Genomic DNA, 18911 nt, shown 5'->3' on the forward strand with positions numbered 1-18911 from the left:
CGCACGCGACGTCGGACGGGTCGCTGCTGCGCGGCGAGGTGCTGGCGCGGTGGCAGGACGTGGTCGGCACCAGCGAGTGGTTCCGCACCCTGGAGCAGGGGGTGTCGAGGCTGCGCGACCGGGTGGTCGGCTTCGTGCGCGGGCGGAGGGCCGCCGAGCCGGCGCTGGTGGAGGCGGTCGCGCACGGGCTGTCGGCCGTCATCCAGGACGCGGCGGAGGAGGCGGCCGAGACGGCGCACTCGGTCTGGCGCCACGACCCCGCGGGGATCGCGCTGCTCGACGGGCTGGCGCTGTCCCGCGCGTCCGGGGACCTGCGCACGCGCACGGCCGAGCAGGTGCGGGCCTGGCAGGGCGACGTGCTGGCGCTGGTCGAGACCGAGGGCGCCGGGCGCCGGACGGCCGCCCGGGCCGCGTCGTACGGCGTCAACGGGCTCGGTGCGGTGCTCATGGTCGCGGTCTTCGCCTCGACGGGCGGGCTCACGGGCGCCGAGATCGGCATCGTCGGCGGCTCGGCGCTCCTCGCGCAACGGGTGCTCGAGGCGGTGTTCGGCGACGACGCCGTCCGCCGCCTCACGCAGGAGGCCGAGACGCGGCTGGCGGTCCGCACGGGCGCGCTGCTGGAGGAGGAGTCCACGAGGTTCACGCGACAGCTCGACGCCATGGGAGCGGCGGGTCGCGACGGCGACGACCTGCGCGCGGCGGCCGACCGGGTGCGCACGGCCATGGCCGCCCGGCCGACCCCGACGGCCTGGGGCGCCGGGGAGCTGCCGGCGGGTGGGCACGGGAACCTGCGGGGGACCGGCGCCGTCCAGAGGTCCACCGCGCGCGTCCACGGGCCGGAGTCGGCGCCGCGCGCCCGGTGGTGGAGCCGCTGGTTCGGGGGGCAGGGGTGAGTCCGAGCGCGTCACCGGGGAGCCTGCGCACGCGCGTCGCCGCGCTGGACGAGGCCGTCGGTCTGGCGCGCGGGCGGTTGCCCGACGCGTCGCTCGAGGCCCCGGCCGCGGTGGTGGCGCGGGCGCGGGACCGCGCGGCCCTCTCGGGTGAGTACACGGTCGTCGCGCTGGCGGGCGCGACGGGCTCGGGCAAGTCGTCGCTGCTCAACGCCCTCGCGGAGGCGCGGATCGCGGAACCCGGGGTCCGCCGGCCGACGACGGGGCGGCCGGTCGCCGTGATCGTGCCGGAGCGGTCCGGGACCACCGACGTGCAGGGCGCCGACGAGCTCCTCGACTGGCTCGACGTGCAGGAGCGCCACGTGGCCGGCAGCAGGGTGCTGCAGGCGTCGGCCACCGGGCTGGTGCTGCTCGACCTGCCCGACCACGACTCGGTGGTGACCGAGCACCGCACGATCGCGGAGCGGCTGTACCAGCGCGTCGACCTGCTGGTCTGGGTGGTGGACCCGCAGAAGTACGCGGACGCCGCCCTGCACGCGCGCTACCTGCGCGGGCTCGCCGACCACGCCGGCGTCGTCGTGCTCGTGCTCAACCAGGCCGACCGGCTGAGCATCGCCGAGCAGCGCGCGATGGTGGCCGACCTGCAGCGGCTGGCCGCGGAGGACGGGCTCGCGGCGTCGCCGGTGCTGGCGGTCAGCGCGACCACGGGCGCCGGCGTCGCGGAGCTGAGGGAGCTGCTGGCCCGGGCGGCGCAGCGCCGGCTGGCCGCCACCGAGCGGGTCACGGGCGACGTCCGGCTCGTGGCCCGGGCGCTGGTCGACGCGTGCGGCCGCGCGCCCAACACCCGCCGGGAGGTCGGTGCCGCGGCGGCGCTGGTCCGCACGTGGGAGACGGCCGCGGGGATCGACGAGGTCGCCGACGCCGTGCGCCGCTCGACGCGCCGGTCCGCCCGCGCGACCACCGGGTGGCCGGTGACGCGCTGGGTCGCGCGGCTGCGCCCCGACCCGCTGCGGCGGCTGGGGCTCGGTCGCGAGCGCGCCCAGGCGGGTCAGGACGACCTGCTGCGCTCCTCGCGGTCGGCGCCGGGCGCGGGGGAGCGGGCCGCGGCCCTGAGCGCCGTCCGCACGTACGTGGACGCGGCGACGTCCGGCGCGCCGGACGACTGGGTGCTCGCGGCCCGGACCCGGGCGGCCCAGGTCGACCTCGACGACGTGCTCGACCGGACGGTCGTCCGCGTCCCGGTCGCGGCTGCGGGCGTGCCGTGGACGTGGCGCGTGCTCGCGCTGCTCCAGTGGGCGCTGCTCGCGGTGGCGGTGGCGGGGCTGCTGTGGCTCGTCGTCCTCGCGGGGCTCGGGTGGCTCCGGCTGCCCGCGCCCGACACGCCGATGTGGTGGGGCATCCCCGCGCCGACGTTCCTGCTCCTCGCGGGCGCGCTCGCGGGCGTGCTGGTGGCTGGGCTCGGCTGGGTGCTCGGCGCGCTCGCGGGCCGCCGCCGAGCCGCCCGCGCCCGCCGGAAGCTCGGGGCGTCCGTGGCGCTCGCGGTGAACGACCACGTCATCGGCCCGGTCGCCGCCGAGATGGACGCGCTGGCGCGGTGCCGCGTGGCCGCGTCGAAGGCGGCGGCCTGACGGCTCCTAGGATCGTCGGCATGACTCGCCTCGAGGTTCCCGTCCAGCTGCGCTGGTCGGACATGGACGCCTACCAGCACGTCAACAACGTCGAGATGCTCCGGCTGCTCGAGGAGGCCCGGATCGAGGCGTTCTGGAGCCACCCCGCGGCGCCCGACGGCAGCCGGGTCGAGAGCTCGTGGCCCACCGCGGTGCTGGACGCGGGCCCGGGCGCCGAGCTGTCCACGCTCGTCGCGCGCCAGGAGATCGAGTACCTCAAGCCTCTGGGGTACCGCCGGACGCCGGTGATCGTGGAGATGTGGATCGGGTACCTCGGCGGCGCGAGCCTCGACGTCTGCTACGAGGTGCGCGACGCCGGCGAGCCGAGCCCGGACCGCGTCACCTACGCGCGCGCGGTCACCACGCTCGTGCTGGTCGACGCCGCCACGGGTGCGCCGCGGCGCATCGACGCGGTCGGCCGGGAGGCGTGGGGCGCGTACCTGGAGGAGCCGGTGGTCATCCGCCGGCGCCGCTGACGGTCCGCGCGCGGTCCGTCCGGGCGCGCTCCGCCGTCTCGGCCGCGCGGGCGATGTTGCGCTGCATCCCGCCGAACACCACCCCGTGGAACGGGTACACCGACCACCAGTAGAGCTGGCCCAGCAGGCCCTTCGGGTGGAACAGCGCGCGCTGCGAGAACACGGTCGGCGCGGAGTCCGGGGCGGCGCCGCCCGGCTCGACCCGCAGCTCGAGCCACGCGAGGCCGGGTACCCGCATCTCGGCCCGCAGGCGCAGCAGCCGCCCGGGCTCGATGGCCTCGACGCGCCAGAAGTCGACGGCGTCGTCCACCAGCAGCTGCCGGGGGTCGCGGCGACCGCGGCGCAGGCCCGGACCGCCCACCAGCCGGTCGGCCAGCCCGCGGACGCGCCACGCGAGCCCCCACGAGTACCAGCCGTGCTCGCCGCCGACCGACTCGAGCACGCGCCACAGGGCGGCCGGCGAGGCGTCGACGGTGACCCGGCGCTCGTCGACGAACAGCGACCCCCCAGCCCAGTCGGGGTCGCTGGGCAGCGGGTCGCTCGGGGCGCCCGGCACCGAGGCCGACGACCAGCGGGTGCTCACGGCGGCGTCCTGCACGCGCTGCAGGGCCAGCCGGACGGCACGGTCGAACCCGATCAGGCCGCCGGGCGGGTCCGGCACGTGCGCGGCGATATCGTGCTCGTCGCACACCACCTCGTGCACCAGCGACTCGACCAGCGGCCGCGCCAGGCCGGACGGGACGGGCGTCACCAGTGACACCCACAGGCTCGACAGGCGCGGCGTGAGCACGCCGACGCCGACGATGATCCGCCGCGGCAGCCCCGCGGCCTGCGCGTAGCGCTGCATCATCTCGCGGTAGGTCAGCACGTCCGGGCCGCCGATGTCGAACCCCCGGTTGATCTCGCGGGGCATGGCGGCCGAGCCCACCAGGTAGCGCAGCACGTCGCGGATCGCGATCGGCTGGATCCGGTTCTCCACCCAGCGCGGGACCGTCATCGCGGGCAGCCGCTCGGTGAGGTAGCGCATCATCTCGAACGACGCGGAGCCGGACCCCAGGATGACGGCGGCGCGCAGCACGGTGGTCGGCACGCCGCTGGCCAGCAGGATCTCGCCCACCTCGGTGCGCGACGCCAGGTGCGGCGAGAGGTCCTCGCCCGCGGGGTACAGGCCGCCGAGGTAGACCACGCGCCCGACGCCGGCCTCGCGCGCCGCCTGGCCGAACGTCAGGGCCGTGTGGCGGTCGGTCGACTCGAAGCTGCGGCCCGAGCCCAGCGAGTGGATGAGGTAGTACGCGACGTCGACGCCCTCGAGCGCCGCGCGGATCTGCTCGGGCTCGGACGCGTCGGCCGAGGCGACCTCGACGTCGTCGAACCAGGGCCGCCCGCGCAGCCGGTCGGGGTGGCGCGCGATCGCCCGCACGCGGTAGCCCGCGGCCAGCAGCTCCGGCACCAGCCGACCGCCGACGTACCCGGTGACCCCGGTGACGGCGACGAGCGGGGCGTCGGGCCGGGGATGGCCGTCGGGCCCGAGCCCGGGGACGAGCCCGCCGAGGGTCGCCGCGACCGGGGCGGGCAGGAGGTCGTCCGGGGCAGTGGCCATCAGGGCAGTCTGCGGTGCACCGTGCGGACCCGCACCCGCTCGGGCCGGATCCTCAGCGCTCCCTCAGCAACGCGAGCGTCCGCCGCTCCGCCACGGCCTGCGACCGGGTCGGCCGGATCGTCTCGCCGCGCTCCCAGAGGTCGATGATCCGCGGGTCGATGTAGGACGCCCGGCACACGGCCGGCGTGTTGCCCAGCTCCTCGGCGACGGCGCGCACCACGTCCGTGACCACGCGCCGCCGTGCGCGCTCGGACGCCGGCGGGGCGCCGGCGTCGGCCAGGCCGCGGGCGGCCAGCACGGTCGCGTGCCACGTGCGGAAGTCCTTCGGGGTGGCGTCCTCGCCCAGCTGTGCCTTGACGTACGCGCCGACGTCCGCGCTGGTCACGTCGTGCCAGCCGCCCTCGTCGTCGCGCCACGCGAGCAGCTCCTCGCCGTCGTCCCGACGCCGGGTCAGGGTCCGCACCAGGGTGGCGACGTCGTCGTCCTCGACCACGGTGTCCCGCACCTGACCGGACTTGGCGGGGAAGTGCAGGTGCACGCGGCCCGGGTCGCCGTCGCTCTCGGGGGCGAGCACGCGGACGTGCGAGCGCAGCAGGGTGGCCAGACCGTACGAGCCGTGCTGGAGCGCGTAGCCCTCGCCGCCGACCCGCAGGTAGGCGAGGTCGAGCAGGCGAAAGGCCAGGGCCAGCACCTTCTCGCGCGGCATCCCCTCGAGCGCCAGGTGCGCGCGGACCCGGCGCCGGGCGGCGGGCAGCCGGCGGGCGATCTCCAGCACGCGGTCGTGCTTGAGGCGGCCCCGGCGGACGGTCCACTGCTGGTGGTACAGGTACTGGCGCCGCTCGGCGTCGTCGAGCCCGGCCGCCTGGATGTGCCCGTTGGGCCACGGGCTGATCCAGACCTCGCGCCACGCGGGCGGGATGGCGAGCGTGGTGATCCGCTCGAGGTGCTCCTCGTCGACGATGCGGACCTTCTCGAAGTCGAGGTAGACGAACCCCCGGCCGGCGCGGCGTCGCGACCAACCGGGGGCGTCGAGGCGGACGCGGCGCAGGCGGACCATCCGGGCAGTGTCACCCGGCCACGGGCCGCGCGCGCGGGGAGCGGTCGGCCCTGCGGTCAGTCCGGGAAGCGGACCATGCCCTCCTGCGCGACGGACGCGACGAGCACCCCGTCCTGCGTGAACACGCGCGCCGCGCCCAGGCCGCGCCCGCCCTGGGCGCTCGGCGTGGACTGCACGTACACGAGCCAGTCGTCGACCCGGACGTCGCGGTGCCACCACATGGCGTGGTCCAGGCTCGCGATCGACAGGCCGCGGGTCACCCACGACCGGCCCGCCCGGCGCAGGATCGGCTCGAGCATCACCTGGTCGCACGCGTACGCCAGCAGCGCCCGGTGCAGCAGCTGGTCGTCGGGCAGCGGGCCGCGCGAGCGGAACCACACGGCCTGCTGACCGGTCGCCTCCTTGGGCGGGCCGAGGTAGATCGACCCGTCGACGTGCCGGACGTCGAACGCGGCCTCCTGCGTCCAGAACTTGGCGACCGGGTGGTCGATGCCGCCCAGCACGTCCAGGGCCGACGGCACCTCGTCCGGGCCGGGGATCCCGGCGGGCATCGGGTCGGCGTAGTCGAGGCCGGGCTGCTGCTCCTGGAACGACGCGATCATCGACAGGATCGCCTCGCCGCCCTGCAGCGCGTGCGTCCGGCGGGCGCTGAACGACCGGCCGTCGCGCAGCCGCTCGACCGCGAACGTGATGGGCTCGCGCACGTCGCCGGCGCGCAGGAAGTAGCCGTGCATGGAGTGCGGCAGGCGGCTGTCGGGCACCGTCCGGCCCGCGGCGAGCAGCGACTGCGCGAGCACCTGGCCCCCGAACACCCGGCCGCTGGGCTGCGGCAGGCTGCGACCGGTGAACTGGTCCGCGGCCGCCGGGTCCTCCGCCAGCCGCAGGATGTCGAGGACGGGGGCGGACGGGTCGGGCTCGGTGGTCATGGCCCGCAGCGTCTCACGACCGGTGCGCCCGGCACGGCCGCCGGGAGCGTGATGTCGGTCGCTCAGTCGTCGAAGGTGTTGAGCATCGAGTGCGCGGCCCGCTCGAGGTAGTCCCACAGCTGCGCCTGGTGCATCGGCGCGAGGTCCAGGCTGTCGACGGCGGCGCGCATGTGCAGGAGCCAGCGGTCGCGCGCGTCCGGGTTCACCTTGAACGGCGCGTGCCGCATGCGCAGCCGCGGGTGCCCGCGCTGGTCCGAGTACGTGGTCGGTCCGCCCCAGTACTGCTCGAGGAACAGGGTCAGCCGCTCGGCGGCGGGGCCGAGGTCCTGCTCGGGGTACATGGGGCGCAGCACCGGGTCGTCGGCGACGCCGCGGTAGAACTCGTCGACCAGGCGGACGAACGTGTCGTGGCCGCCGATCGCCGCGTAGAAGGAGTCGGATCTCACGCGGCCATCCTCACACGCGGACTCAGAGCCCCAGCTCCTCCAGCACGGGCAGGCCCGCGCGGACGACAGCCCTGGCGTCGGCGGCGCTGGACGCGTCGAGCGCGAGCTGCGCGAGGCGTCGGCAGTCCTCCAGCGACACCGCCGCGAGCAGGGCGGCGACGTCGGGCAGCGCGCGCGGGGTCATCGACAGCGACGAGACGCCGAGCCCCACCAGCACGGCGGCGAGCGCCGGGTTGGCGGCCGCCTCGCCGCAGACGCCGACCGGCCGGCCCTGCTGGGCGCCGCCGCGGCAGGCCGCGGCCACGAGGTGCAGGACCGCCGGCTGCCACGGGTCGGACAGCTCCGCCACGGCGCCCAGCAGCCGGTCGGCGGCCATCGCGTACTGCGTGAGGTCGTTGGTACCGATGCTCGCGAACGACGCGTGCGCCAGGATCGGCCCGGCCAGCAGTGCCGCGCTGGGCACCTCGATCATCACGCCCGCGACGCCCAGCCCGTGCGCCGCGCACGCCGCGACGAACTGCGCGGTCTCGTCGACGGTGGAGACCATCGGCGCCATGACCCAGACCTCGGCGGTCTCCGCGGCGGCCGCCTGCGCGATCGCCGCGAGCTGGTCCTGCAGCACCTCGGGGTGCCGCACGGCCGTGCGCAGCCCGCGCACGCCGAGCGCGGGGTTGACCTCGGGGTCCCCGGCGAGGAACGGGAGCGGCTTGTCCGCGCCGGCGTCGAGCGTGCGGACGACGACCTTGCGGCCGGGGAACGCGGCGAGCACCTTGCGGTAGGCCGCCACCTGCTCGTCGATGCTCGGCGCCTCCTCGCGGTCGAGGAACCCGAACTCGGTGCGGAACAGCCCGACGCCCTCGGCGCCCGCCGCCGCGGCCGGCCCGGCGTCGGCGGGGTCGCCCACGTTGGCCAGCAGCTCGACGTGGTGCCCGTCCGCGGTGTGCCCGTGGCCGTCGAACGTGCGCACGTGCGCGGCCAGCGCGAGCGCGGCGGCGACCTGCTCGTCGGTGGGGTCGATGGTGACCGTGCCCGCCGAGCCGTCGACCAGCACCAGGGTCTCGGCCTGCACCGCCGCCTCAGCGCCGCGGGCCGCCACGACCGTCGGGATGCCGCGCGCGCGGGCCAGGATCGCCGTGTGCGACGTGGGACCGCCGGTACCGGTGACGATCGCGCGGACGCGGTCGACGTCGAGGGTCGCGACGATCGCCGGGGCCAGGTCCGCGGCCACCAGCACGAACGGCGCCTCGTGCACGGGCACGCCGGGCGCGGGTCGCCCGGTGAGCTCGGCGACGAGCCGGTCGCGCACGTCGGCGATGTCGCGCGTGCGCTCCGCGAAGTAGCCGCCGAGCGCCTCGAACTGCGCGGCGACGGCCTCCGCGGCCTCCCAGACCGCGCGCTCGGGCACCAGCTGGTCGGCCACGACGCGCTGCTCGGCGTCGGCCACCAGGGTGGGGTCGGCGGCGATCGCCGCGGTCGCGTGCAGCAGGTCGGCGCTGTCGCCCTCGGCCCGGTCCGCCGCGGCGTCGAGCGCGGCCCGGACCACCTCGGAGGCCGCGCCGATCCGCTTCGCGGCCGCGGCGTAGTCGGTGCCGGGCGGCAGGCGGCGGCCGGACGGCGGCTCGGCGACCGGGTCCGGCATGAGCACGGCCGGCGCGACGACGCGGCCGGGGCTCACCCCGATCCCGGTGATGACCGTCGGGTGTGCAGCGTCCACCGGGCTCACGGCGCTCACTCAGTGCCACCTCCTCGTCGACCTGGTCGCAGTGTGGTCCTTCGGCGTCGGCGGACGCCAGCGGGACACGGCCGCGCCGACGTGTGAGCGCCGTCTCAGGGTTAGGCTGTGGCGTGCGTCGAGCGGCGCCACGTGAGCTGGGGAGTTCCATGAGCAAGGCAGAGCAGATCCTCGCAGCGCTGGGCGGCGACGGGAACGTCGTCGACCTCGAGCCGTGCATCACCCGGCTGCGCGTCGAGGTGAACGACGCCCACCTCGTCGACGAGCCCGCCCTCAAGGCCAGCGGGGCGTTCGGCGTCGTGCGCTCCGGCCGCATCGTCCAGGTGATCGTCGGTCCCGAGGCCGACAACCTCGCCGCCGAGCTCGACAGCCTGCGCTGACCGCCCGCCGCAGCCGATGACCACGCTCCGGCTGCTGAGCCCGCTGGCGGGCACGCTGCGACCCGTCAGCGCCGTGCCCGACCCGGTGTTCGCCGAGGGGATCGTGGGCCCGGGCGTCGCGATCGAGCCCCCGCACGTGCAGTCCCAGACCGTGCTGGCGCCCGCCGACGGCGTGATCGGTGCCCTGCACCCGCACGCGTTCGCGCTCGAGCTGAGCGAGGGCCGCGTCGTCCTGGTGCACCTCGGCATCGACACGGTCGGCCTGGCCGGCCAGGGCTTCACGCTGCACGTCGACGGCGGGCAGACCGTGCGCGCGGGGGACCGCCTGATCACCTGGTCGCCCCTCGACGTCGCCGCCGCGGGGCTGGCCACCATCTGCCCGGTGGTCGCGCTCCAGGCGGACTCGGCGGCGCTGACCGTGCTGGTTGCGGACGGGGACACGCTGCAAGCCGGCGACCCGCTCCTCGACTGGGCCTGACGCGCCTCAGCGGGGGTCCGGCTCCTCCGTCGCCACGGGCTCCTCGCCGATGGCGGCCACGCGCGCGTCGCGGCCCGAGACCGCGTCGTCGAGGGGGGTGTTCCGAGGGTCCCGCGGCGTGGGCTCCCCGGCGTCGGCCCCGGCGCCCCGCTCCTCGCCGTCGTGGGCGCCCAGGGCCGCCGCCCGGTGGGTGGCCAGGAGGTCCCGCTGCCCGGCGAGGGGCACGTCGGCCCGCTCCAGGGCGGCCCGCGCGGCGATCCGCAGCTCGCGCGCCACCTGCCACTGCATCGCGGGAGACGTCTTGACCTTGAGGCGCAGCGTGACCGCGTCCGCGCTGAGCCGCTCGATGCCGGTGATCGTCGGCTCGCCCAGGACGTGCGTGCCGACCACGGGGTCCTTCACCACGCGCGCCGCGGCCTGGGCGAGCAGCGACCGCACCTGGTCCAGGTCGGCGAAGTAGTCCACGTCGATCTCGACCACCGCGGTCGCCCAGCCCTGGGTCTTGTTGCCGACCCGCAGCATGGTGCCGTTGGGCACGTACCAGAGGGTGCCGTCGGCGTCGCGGATCTTGGTGACGCGCAGGCTGACCGCCTCGACCGTCCCGTTGGCCGGCCCGACGTCGACCACGTCGCCCACCCCGTACTGGTCCTCGAGCAGCATGAACAGCCCGGTGAGGAAGTCCTTGACCAGGCTCTGCGCGCCGAAGCCGACCGCGACGCCGATGACGCCCGCGGAGGCGATGAACGGCGCGAGGTTCACGCCCAGCTCGGCGAGCACGAGGAAGAACGCGATGCCGCCGACGACGATCGTCGCGGTCGAGCGCAGCACCGACCCCAGGGTCCGGGCCCGCTGGGCGCGGCGCGCGCTCGCGAGCGGGTTCGCCTTGGCCAGCACGCCGCCGACCTCCGACTGCCCGATCGGCTTGAGGATCCCGCGGTCGAGGAACGGGGTGCCCTCGGCCACGTGGTTGGTGATCGTGCGGATGCTGCGCCGCAGCAGCACCAGCACGATGCCGCTGATCCCGACGATGAGGATGATCCGCAGCGGCAGGCCGAGGAACCAGTCGGCCCACGACTGCGGCGAGGTGGTGTCGGTCGGGACGAGCGGCTCGGGGCTCGGCGTCGCGCCGGTCATGCGCCGCTCCCGGCCAGCCCGGTGCGATCCGCGACGAACTGCAGCTGCTCGACCGTGAGCGCGATCGTGCGGGACAACGCCCGACCGCCGTGGCCGACGCCGCGCTCCCGCCGGACCAGCACGGGCCGGTCGCCGCTGGTCGCCGCCTGCAGCGCGGCCGCGAGCTTGCGGGCGTGCAGCGGGTCCACACGCGTGTCGCCCTCGAAGACCGTGAACAGCGTCGCGGGGTAGTCGGTGCCGTCGACCACGCGGTGGTACGGCGAGTAGCCCAGCAGCCAGCCGAGCTCGGTGGGGTCGTCCGCGTCGCCGTACTCCTCGGTCCACGTCACGCCGAGCCCGAACCGCTGGTAGCGCACCATGTCGAGCAGCGGCGCCGAGCAGACGACCGCCGCGAAGAGGTCGGGGCGCTGGGTCAGCGCGGCGCCGACGAGCAGGCCGCCGTTCGAGCCGCCCCAGCACGCCAGCGCGGCGGGCGTGGTCCAGCCCTGCGCGACGAGGTGGTCGCCCACCGCGTGGAAGTCGTCGAACACGTTCTGCTTGTGCGCGCGCATGCCGGCGCGGTGCCACTCCTCGCCCTCCTCGCCGCCCCCGCGCAGGTTGGCGACGACGTACACGCCGCCGGCCTCGACCCACGCGAGCGTGCTGGCGGAGAAGGCGGGGTCGAGCGAGATCTGGAAGCCGCCGTAGCCGTAGAGGATGGTCGGCGCCGGCGCGAGCGGCCGCCCCGACGCGTCGAGCGCGTCGGTCCGCGCGACGACGAACGCGCGCACGACGGTGCCATCGGGGCTGGTGACCTCGATCTGCTGGGCTCGCACGTCGGGCAGGTCGGCGACGAGTCCAGGCGGGGCGGCCCACAGCGACGTCGCGCCGGTGCGCGCGTCGAACCGGTGGACCGTGGTCGGCGTGGTGTGGTCGGCGTAGGAGAACCAGACCTCCGGGCCGCCGTCGGGCCGCGTGACCAGGCCGGAGATCGAGCCGAGCCCGGGCAGGTCCACGGCGCCGGAGCGCGACCCGGTCCGGGGGTCGTGCACGGTCACCTCCGACACCGCGTGCCGGCGCCACGACACGAGCAGCAGCTCCGGGTCGGTGAGGTCGCCGCCGCCGTCGGTGAACGCGACGTCCTCCAGCACCGCGGTCGGGTCCTCGCCCACCAGGGTCGTCCAGTGCTCGACGCCCGGAGCGGTCGGGTCCGTGACCGCGACGCGACCGCGCGGCGCGTCGAGGTTGGTGTGCACGTAGAGGCGGCCGTCGCGGGCCACCCAGGCGCCCGTCTCCGCGTCGAGGCCGACCGCGACCTCGACGAACGCCGGTGCCGCCGGCCCGGTCGCCGTCAGGTCGGCGATCCAGACGTCCGTGCGGGGTGCGGTGCCGGCCGAGGCCGAGACGATGAGCCAGCGGCCGTCGCGGGAGACCGACACGCCGTAATAGTTCGTGTGGTCCAGGCCCGCGCCGAACACCTCGACGTCGTCCGCGGCGGGGGTGCCCAGCGTGTGCAGCCACACGCGGCGGTGGTACTGCGCCTCGTCGGCGGGCAGGTCCTCCGGCGGCAGCCGGCGCACGTAGAAGAACGCCTCGCCGCCGGGCAGCCAGGCCACGGGGGAGTACCGCGCGCGGTCGATCGGGCCGTCCACCAGGTCGCCCGTGGCCACGTCGAGCACGTGGAGCACGCTCTCCTCGGTGCCGCCCGACGACACCTGGTAGGCCACCAGGTGCCCCTCCTTCGACGGCTGCCAGGAGTCGAGCGTAGTGGTGCCCGCCGGGTCGAGCGCGATGGGGTCGATGAGCACGCGCTCGTCGTCCCCCTCGGCCACGACGACCACCGCGTGCTCCTGGTCGCCGGAGCGCCGGGAGAAGAACCGGCGGTCGCCGCGCCAGGCCGGCGGGCTGACGAAGCCGGCGCCGAGCAGCGCGTGCAGGCGCTCGGTGAGCCGCTCGGTCGCGAACGCGCCGTCCGCGCCGCCCAGCTGCGCGCGGTAGGCGTCGTAGAGGTCGTCCTGCGCGGCGGACCAGGCCTCGGTCACCTCGGACGTGGCGTCCTCGAGCGCGCGGTACGGGTCGGCGACCCGGTGCCCGTGGAGATCCTCGACCAGGTCGGTCCGAGGGGCCGGTGGGTAGGTGCGCAGAGCGGGTGCGGTCATGGTCCGCAAGGTTACGACGCGAGGGGGCGACGCGACGCGAGGCACCCGTCGGGAGCGTCAGGCCTGCGTGCGCGCGTGGCTCTGGCAGGATCGGTCTGTGGCAGACGACCCCGGCACCGCGTCCGACGCCCTGCTGCGCCTCGCGGCCGCCTACGGCGTGGTCCCCGACCACTGGGACTTCCACGGCCGCAACCGGCGGGCCTCGGCCGCCACGCTGCAGGGGGTGCTGGGTGCGCTCGGCGTCGACGCCTCGTCCCCCGAGCGGGTCGAGCTCGCGATCGCGCACGTCGAGGACATGCCCTGGCGCCGCGTGCTGCCGCCGGTGCTCGTCGTCCGCGAGGGGCGCCAGGCCCACGTGCCCGTGCACGTCACGCACGGCGACCCCGTCGAGGTCTGGATCGAGCTCGACCCCGAGGTGGGCGGCGGCCGGCGCGAGGTGTCCCAGGCCGACGTGACGGTGGACCCGCGCACCGTCGACGGCCGGCTGGTCGGCCGCGCGACGTTCACGCTGCCGCCCGACCTGCCGCTCGGCTGGCACGAGGTGGTCGCCGAGGGGCCCAGCGCGTCGGCGCACAGCCCCCTGGTGGTGACCCCGTCGCGGCTGCAGCTGCCCCCGGCGCTGCAGGGCCACCGCGCGTGGGGACTCATGGCCCAGCTCTACTCGGTGCGCTCCCGCGCGTCGTGGGGCGTGGGCGACCTGGCCGACCTGGCGGAGATCGGCTGGCTGGCCGGTCGCGAGCTCGGCGCCGACTTCCTGCTCATCAACCCGCTGCACGCCGCGGAGCCGACCGTCCCGCTCACGCCGTCGCCGTACCTGCCGACCACCCGCCGGTTCGTGAACCCGCTGTACATCCGGGTGGAGGACGTGCGCGAGGCCGGGTACCTCTCGTCGGCGGACCGCACGCTGGTCGAGTGGGCCGCCGAGCCCGTGCTGGCGGCGGACGGCGACGCCGGGCCGATCGACCGCGACGCCGCCTGGACCGCCAAGCGGGCCGCCCTCGAGGTCGTGTTCGCGGCGCCCCGCTCGGCCGCGCGGCAGGCGGCGTTCGACGCGTTCGTCGAGCAGGAGGGCGCGGGGCTCGAGACCTTCGCGCTCTGGTGCGCGCTCGCGGAGAAGTACGACGACGCTCCGGCGTGGCCGCAGGAGGCGCTCGACCCGGCGTCGGCGCTGGTGGCGAGCCTGCGTGAGGAGCTGGCGGAGCGCGTCGAGTTCCACATGTGGCTGCAGTGGCTGGCCGACGAGCAGCTGGCCGACGCGCAGCGGGCCGCGCTCGACGGCGGCATGGCGCTGGGGATCATGCACGACCTGGCCGTCGGGGTGCATCCCCAGGGCGCCGACGTCTGGGCGCTGGGCGACGTGCTCGCCCGCGGCGCGACCGTCGGCGCCCCGCCGGACATGTACAACCAGCAGGGGCAGAACTGGTCGCAGCCGCCGTGGCGTCCCGACGCCCTGGCCCGGGCCGCCTACCGCCCTTACCGCGACATGCTCCGCACGGTCCTGCGGCACGCGGGCGCCATCCGGATCGACCACGTGATCGGCCTGTTCCGGCTGTGGTGGATCCCCGAGGGTGCCGACGCCGGCGACGGCGCCTACGTCCGGTACGACCACGAGGCGCTCGTCGGCATCCTCGCCCTCGAGGCGCACCGGGCCGGCGCCGTGGTGATCGGCGAGGACCTCGGCGTGGTCGAGCCGTGGGTGCGCGACTACCTGTCCGACCGCGGGATCCTCGGCACGTCGGTGCTGTGGTTCGAGCGGGACATGCACGGAGCACCGCTGGCGCCCGAGCACTACCGGCCGCTGGTGCTGGCCACGGTGACCACCCACGACCTGCCGCCCAGCGCCGGCTACCTGGCGGGCGAGCACGTGGCCATCCGGGAGCGGCTCGGGCTGCTCACCGAGCCGGTCGAGGTGGTCCGGGCCGCGGCGCTGGCCGAGCGCGACCAGATGCTCGGCGTCCTGCGCGACCGCGGCCTGGTGGGCGACGACCCCTCCGAGCGCGAGATCGTCGAGGCCCTGCACCGCTACGTCCTGGCGACGCCGTCCGTGCTGGTGGGCGTCTCGCTGGCCGACGCGGTGGGGGAGCGGCGCGCGCAGAACCAGCCCGGGACCGACCAGGAGTACCCCAACTGGAAGGTCCCTTTGGCCGACAGCTCGGGCCGCGTGGTGCTGGTCGAGGACCTGTTCACCAACCAGCGCCTCCGCTCGTTGGCGGCCGTCCTCAACAGCTGATGAAGCTGCGTCGTCTCCGCGTCGTGGGCAACACCGGGTCGGGCAAGACCACATTCGCCGCCCGCGCGGCCGAGCGGCTCGGTCTGCCGCACCTCGAGCTCGACGCGGTGTTCTGGGCCGCCGACTGGACCAAGCGCGACGTCGACGAGGCGCGCGGGCTCGTCCGGGCGTTCGTCGCCTCGTCGCCGGCCGGCTGGGTGGCGGACGGGAACTGGACGTCGAACCTCGCACACCTGATGGACGACGCCGACGCCTACGTCTGGCTCGACTTCCCGCGCCGCACGGTCATGCCGCGGGTGGTCCGCCGGACGCTCCGCCGCGGCCTGCTGAGGACCGAGCTCTGGCACGGCAACCGTGAGGACCTCCGCAGCCTGCTGCGCCGCGACCCCGACCAGAACGTGGTCCTGTGGTCGTGGACGCAGCACGAGCCCTACCGGCTGCGGTACGAGCAGCTGGCGCGGGAGTCCGCGATCCCGGTGGTCCGCCTGCGCAGCCCGCGCGAGGCCCAGCGCTGGCTGATGGCTCTCTAGCCCGGCGTGCCTGCGGCCGCGCCACGGCGGGACGCTGACGTGACCGGTCAGTCCGTCGAAGCGAAGGCCTCCCTGATCGCTCGCGCGTCGACGTCGAGGAGCGACCTGTCCCGTTCCTGCGTCTCGGGAACGATCGTCCAGCCGTCACCCGCGTAGCGAGGGATGACGTGGAGGTGGAAGTGGGGGACGGTCTGGAAGGCGACCTCGCCGTCGCACACGAGGACGTTGATCCCCTCGCAGGCCAGGCTCGACCGTCGCAAGGCACGTGCCATGGCATGACCGACCGACCAGACGTGAGCGCTCGTGGTCGCGTCGAGGTCCTCGAGGCCGACCGCGTGCATGCGTGGCGCGACGAGAAGGTGGCCGCGCGTGACCGGGTTCAGATCCATGAAGACCACCGCGGTCCCGTCGTCGTGGACGAGGCTTGCCTCCGCTCGCCCGGCGACGATGGCGCAGAAGGTGCACTCGTGCTCGCTTGCCGTCTCATCGTCAGTCATGGGGCGGATGGTGCCAGACAACCCGACCCGTGCCCTCGATGTCTCTGGTCGGTGACGCTGACGGGGCCGACGCGACGGGCCCGCCCCCCGGAGGAGTGCGGGCCCGTCGGCGGTGCGGGATCAGGCGCGGCGGCGGTCCGCCTCCTGCGCGGCCAGCGCGCGGCGCACGCCGTCCCGGGACTCGAGCACCAGGCGGCGCAGTGCCGCAGGCGCGTCCGGGTGGGCGTCGAGCCACGCGTCGGTCGCGCCGAGCACGTCGGCGGACGCCTCGTCGACCAGGTCCGTGGGGTACAGGCCGACGACGATGTTCTGCGCCATCTCGCTGGTCTTGTCGGCCCACACGGTCTCCAGGCCCGCGAAGTACGGCTCGACGAACGGCAGCAGCAGCGTCCGGTCGTGCACGCGGCCGAAGCCGGCGATCGTCGCGGCCTGCAGGGCGTTGGGCAGCCCGTCCCCGTCCACCACGGCGGTCCACGCGGCCGCCTTGGCCTCGGCGGTGGGCACGGCCGCCCGGGCCGCCGCCGCGGCGCGCTGACCGGTCGCGGTCGCGTCGTCGGCCAGCTGGGCGGCGATGTCGGGCTCGCCGGCCCGGCCGCCGGTGACCAGGGACGTGAGCAGCTCCCAGCGCAGGTCGGTGTCGATCGACAGGCCGTCGAGCTGCGCCTGGCCGTCGAGCAGGTCGCGGACGGCGTCCAGCTGCTCGGCGGTGGCGGCGCGGCCCGCGAAGGACTTGACCAGCTGCAGCTGCGTGTCCGAGCCGGCCTCGGCGGCGCGCGCGAGCTCGAGCAGGCGGTCGGCGGCGGCCGTCTCGGTGGCGAGGCGGTGCTCGGGCGCCACGTACAGGTCGAGCGCGGTGGACAGCTGCCGGAGCAGGACCAGCACGACCGAGGAGTCCGTCTCGTGCGCGATGTTGTTCAGCACGAGGTCGACGAAGTCCCGGGCGGGCGCCTCGCCGTCGCGCGTGGCGTCCCAGGCGGCGGTCCAGACGAGCGTGCGGGGCAGCGAGTCGTCGAACGAGCCCAGCAGGTCGATCGACGCGGCCAGCGACTGCTCGTCGAGGCGCACCTTGGCGTACGCGAGGTCGTCGTCGTTGACCAGCAGGAGCGCGGGCCGCGGCACGCCGACCAGGGCGGGGACCTCGGTGCGCGGACCGTCGATGTCGAGCTCGACGTGGACCGTGCGGACGAGGCGGCCCTCCGCGAGGTCGTAGCCGCCGATCGCGAGGCGGTGGGGGCGCTGCACGGGGTGCTCGTCGGGCACCTCCTGCAGCACCGCGAACGACGTGATCACGCCGGCGTCGTCGACCTCGAGCGACGGGCGCAGCAGCGTGACGCCGGCCTTCTCCAGCCACAGGCCGGACCAGGCGGACAGGTCGCGGCCGCTCGTGGCCTCGAGCTCGGTGAGGAAGTCGCGCAGCTCGGTGTTGCCCCACGCGTGCTTGGCGAAGTAGGCGCGCACGCCGTCGAAGAACTCGTCCTGGCCCACCCACGACACCAGCTGCTTGAGCACGCTGGCGCCCTTGGCGTAGGTGATGCCGTCGAAGTTGACCTCGACGTCCTCGAGGTCCCGCATGTCCGCGACGATCGGGTGCGTCGAGGGCAGCTGGTCCTGGCGGTAGGCCCAGTTCTTCTCCAGCGAGGAGAACGTGGTCCAGGCGCTGGTCCAGCGCGTGGCACGGGCGGTCGCGAGCGTCGACATGTACTCGGCGAACGACTCGTTGAGCCACAGGTCGTCCCACCAGCGCATGGTCACCAGGTCGCCGAACCACATGTGCGCCAGCTCGTGCAGGATCGTCACCGCACGGCGCTCGATCGTGGCCTCAGGCACCTTGGACCGGAACACGTAGGACTCGAGGAACGTGACCGCGCCCGCGTTCTCCATGGCGCCCGCGTTGAACTCCGGCACGAAGAGCTGGTCGTACTTGGCGAACGGGTAGGCGACCCCGAAGGCCCGCTCGTAGAAGTCGAACCCGGCGCGCGTGATGTCGACGATGTTGTCGGTGTCGAGGTGCTCGGCCAGCGACCCGCGGCAGTAGACGCCCAGGGGAATGGTGCGGCCGTCCTGGCTGCTGAGCTCGCGGTGCTCCGCGTGGTACGGCCCGGCGATGACGGCGGTGATGTACGACGAGATGCGCGGGGTCGTCTCGAACGACCAGGTCGCGGTGCCCTTGTCGACACCGCCGTTGCGGTTCACGCCGTCCTCGACGGGCACCGGCTCGCCGACCTGCGGGTAGTTGGACACGACCGTCCAGTGCGCGGGGGCCGTCACCGTGAACGTGAAGGTCGCCTTGAGGTCCGGCTGCTCGAACACGGCGAACACGCGCCGGGAGTCGGCCACCTCGAACTGCGAGTACAGGTAGACCTCGTCGTCGACCGGGTCGACGAAGCGGTGCAGGCCCTCGCCGGTGTTCATGTACGGGGCGTCGGCGACGACGACCAGCACGTTGCTCGCCGCGAGGTCGTCCAGCCGGATCCGGGAGTCCGCCACCACGTCCGCGACGTCCAGCGCCCGGCCGTTGAGGGTGACCTCGTGCACGGTCGGCGCGATGAGGTCGATGAAGGTGCTGGCGCCCGCTGTCGCCGCGAACCGCACCACCGTGCGGGAGGCGAAGGTCGTCGGCCCGGTCGTCAGGTCGAGGGTGACCTCGTACGACTCGGTGGCGACGACGGCGGCGCGCTCGCGCGCCTCGGCACGGGTGAGGTTCTCTCCGGGCACGCAGGTTCTCCTTGT

15 protein-coding genes and 1 pseudogene are annotated in these 18911 nt (G+C 75.3%); 7 read left to right on the plus strand and 9 right to left on the minus strand.

Translation table 11 applies throughout. From position 1 onward, the window contains the following. The 3 genes and pseudogenes from AB5970_RS14775 to AB5970_RS14785 form a co-directional block, all read left to right on the plus strand. Positions 1–893 (plus strand): annotated as a pseudogene (locus AB5970_RS14775) (ABC transporter); the annotation flags it as partial. Next, on the plus strand, positions 890–2518 hold the full coding sequence (locus tag AB5970_RS14780) for a dynamin family protein (RefSeq protein ID WP_370504701.1): 1629 nt from the start codon (positions 890–892) through the stop codon (positions 2516–2518). The pseudogene AB5970_RS14775 and the gene AB5970_RS14780, both read left to right, overlap by 4 nt. A 20-nt stretch (positions 2519–2538) precedes the next feature. After that, positions 2539–3033, plus strand: coding sequence for an acyl-CoA thioesterase (locus AB5970_RS14785; RefSeq protein WP_370504702.1), 495 nt, complete (start codon positions 2539–2541; stop codon positions 3031–3033). On the opposite strand, the gene AB5970_RS14790 is transcribed toward AB5970_RS14785, so the two are convergent. The 5 genes from AB5970_RS14790 to ptsP all read right to left on the minus strand — a co-directional run bounded on the left by AB5970_RS14790 (position 3014) and on the right by ptsP (position 8794). Beyond that, the gene (locus AB5970_RS14790; RefSeq protein ID WP_370504703.1) at positions 3014–4633 is read right to left on the minus strand and encodes an SDR family oxidoreductase; all 1620 of its coding nucleotides are present in this window, start codon (positions 4631–4633) and stop codon (positions 3014–3016) included. The two genes, AB5970_RS14785 and AB5970_RS14790, sit on opposite strands and share 20 nt — an antisense overlap. Before the next feature lie 52 nt (positions 4634–4685). Next, on the minus strand, positions 4686–5690 hold the full coding sequence (locus tag AB5970_RS14795; RefSeq protein ID WP_370504704.1) for a DNA topoisomerase IB: 1005 nt from the start codon (positions 5688–5690) through the stop codon (positions 4686–4688). Positions 5691–5746: 56 nt separating this feature from the next. Beyond that, complete coding sequence (locus AB5970_RS14800; RefSeq protein WP_370504705.1) at positions 5747–6616, minus strand: acyl-CoA thioesterase; 870 nt, start codon at positions 6614–6616, stop codon at positions 5747–5749. A gap of 62 nt (positions 6617–6678) precedes the next feature. Then, positions 6679–7062 carry a globin gene (locus tag AB5970_RS14805; RefSeq protein ID WP_370504706.1) on the minus strand — a complete coding sequence of 128 codons (384 nt, stop codon included), beginning with the start codon at positions 7060–7062 and terminating at the stop codon, positions 6679–6681. A gap of 22 nt (positions 7063–7084) precedes the next feature. Continuing rightward, on the minus strand, positions 7085–8794 hold the full coding sequence (ptsP, locus tag AB5970_RS14810; RefSeq protein WP_370504707.1) for a phosphoenolpyruvate--protein phosphotransferase: 1710 nt from the start codon (positions 8792–8794) through the stop codon (positions 7085–7087). Between the two features lie 149 nt (positions 8795–8943). Here ptsP and AB5970_RS14815 point away from each other — a divergent pair, with 149 nt between their 5' ends. Beyond that, positions 8944–9174: a glucose PTS transporter subunit EIIB gene (locus AB5970_RS14815; protein ID WP_370504708.1), complete on the plus strand. Its 231-nt coding sequence runs from the start codon at positions 8944–8946 to the stop codon at positions 9172–9174. Positions 9175–9190: 16 nt separating this feature from the next. Beyond that, positions 9191–9652, plus strand: coding sequence for a PTS sugar transporter subunit IIA (locus AB5970_RS14820; protein WP_370504709.1), 462 nt, complete (start codon positions 9191–9193; stop codon positions 9650–9652). A 6-nt stretch (positions 9653–9658) separates the two neighbouring features. Here the strand turns inward: AB5970_RS14820 and AB5970_RS14825 are convergent, their stop codons facing one another. Further along, positions 9659–10786 (minus strand): mechanosensitive ion channel family protein, encoded by a 1128-nt coding sequence (locus AB5970_RS14825; protein ID WP_370504710.1) that lies wholly within the window; start codon positions 10784–10786, stop codon positions 9659–9661. After that, positions 10783–12924 (minus strand): prolyl oligopeptidase family serine peptidase, encoded by a 2142-nt coding sequence (locus AB5970_RS14830; RefSeq protein ID WP_370504711.1) that lies wholly within the window; start codon positions 12922–12924, stop codon positions 10783–10785. The genes AB5970_RS14825 and AB5970_RS14830 overlap by 4 nt, the downstream gene beginning before the upstream one ends. 97 nt (positions 12925–13021) lie before the next feature. Here AB5970_RS14830 and malQ point away from each other — a divergent pair, with 97 nt between their 5' ends. Both malQ and AB5970_RS14840 read left to right on the plus strand, forming a co-directional pair. Next, on the plus strand, positions 13022–15154 hold the full coding sequence (gene malQ / locus AB5970_RS14835; RefSeq protein WP_370504712.1) for a 4-alpha-glucanotransferase: 2133 nt from the start codon (positions 13022–13024) through the stop codon (positions 15152–15154). Beyond that, positions 15154–15684, plus strand: a complete 531-nt coding sequence (locus AB5970_RS14840; protein ID WP_370504713.1) for a toxin — start codon at positions 15154–15156, stop codon at positions 15682–15684. The genes malQ and AB5970_RS14840 overlap by 1 nt, the downstream gene beginning before the upstream one ends. Before the next feature lie 47 nt (positions 15685–15731). On the opposite strand, the gene AB5970_RS14845 is transcribed toward AB5970_RS14840, so the two are convergent. Next, the gene (locus AB5970_RS14845) at positions 15732–16181 is read right to left on the minus strand and encodes an HIT family protein (protein WP_370504714.1); all 450 of its coding nucleotides are present in this window, start codon (positions 16179–16181) and stop codon (positions 15732–15734) included. Positions 16182–16301: 120 nt separating this feature from the next. Beyond that, complete coding sequence (gene pepN, locus AB5970_RS14850) at positions 16302–18896, minus strand: aminopeptidase N (protein ID WP_370504715.1); 2595 nt, start codon at positions 18894–18896, stop codon at positions 16302–16304. Positions 18897–18911: the final 15 nt, after the last annotated feature.

This window comes from Cellulomonas sp. ICMP 17802, assembly GCF_041295535.1.
GTDB lineage: Bacteria > Actinomycetota > Actinomycetes > Actinomycetales > Cellulomonadaceae > Cellulomonas.

Bases quoted from the DNA above. Each gene is read 5' to 3' on its own strand.
- AB5970_RS14785 (WP_370504702.1), top strand. From the start codon at position 2,539: ATGACTCGCCTCGAGGTTCCCGTCCAGCTGCGCTGGTCGGACATGGAC.
- AB5970_RS14790 (WP_370504703.1), bottom strand. From the start codon at position 4,633: ATGGCCACTGCCCCGGACGACCTCCTGCCCGCCCCGGTCGCGGCGACC.
- AB5970_RS14795 (WP_370504704.1), bottom strand. From the start codon at position 5,690: ATGGTCCGCCTGCGCCGCGTCCGCCTCGACGCCCCCGGTTGGTCGCGA.
- AB5970_RS14800 (WP_370504705.1), bottom strand. From the start codon at position 6,616: ATGACCACCGAGCCCGACCCGTCCGCCCCCGTCCTCGACATCCTGCGG.
- AB5970_RS14815 (WP_370504708.1), top strand. From the start codon at position 8,944: ATGAGCAAGGCAGAGCAGATCCTCGCAGCGCTGGGCGGCGACGGGAAC.
- AB5970_RS14820 (WP_370504709.1), top strand. From the start codon at position 9,191: ATGACCACGCTCCGGCTGCTGAGCCCGCTGGCGGGCACGCTGCGACCC.
- AB5970_RS14825 (WP_370504710.1), bottom strand. From the start codon at position 10,786: ATGACCGGCGCGACGCCGAGCCCCGAGCCGCTCGTCCCGACCGACACC.
- AB5970_RS14830 (WP_370504711.1), bottom strand. From the start codon at position 12,924: ATGACCGCACCCGCTCTGCGCACCTACCCACCGGCCCCTCGGACCGAC.
- AB5970_RS14840 (WP_370504713.1), top strand. From the start codon at position 15,154: ATGAAGCTGCGTCGTCTCCGCGTCGTGGGCAACACCGGGTCGGGCAAG.
- AB5970_RS14845 (WP_370504714.1), bottom strand. From the start codon at position 16,181: ATGACTGACGATGAGACGGCAAGCGAGCACGAGTGCACCTTCTGCGCC.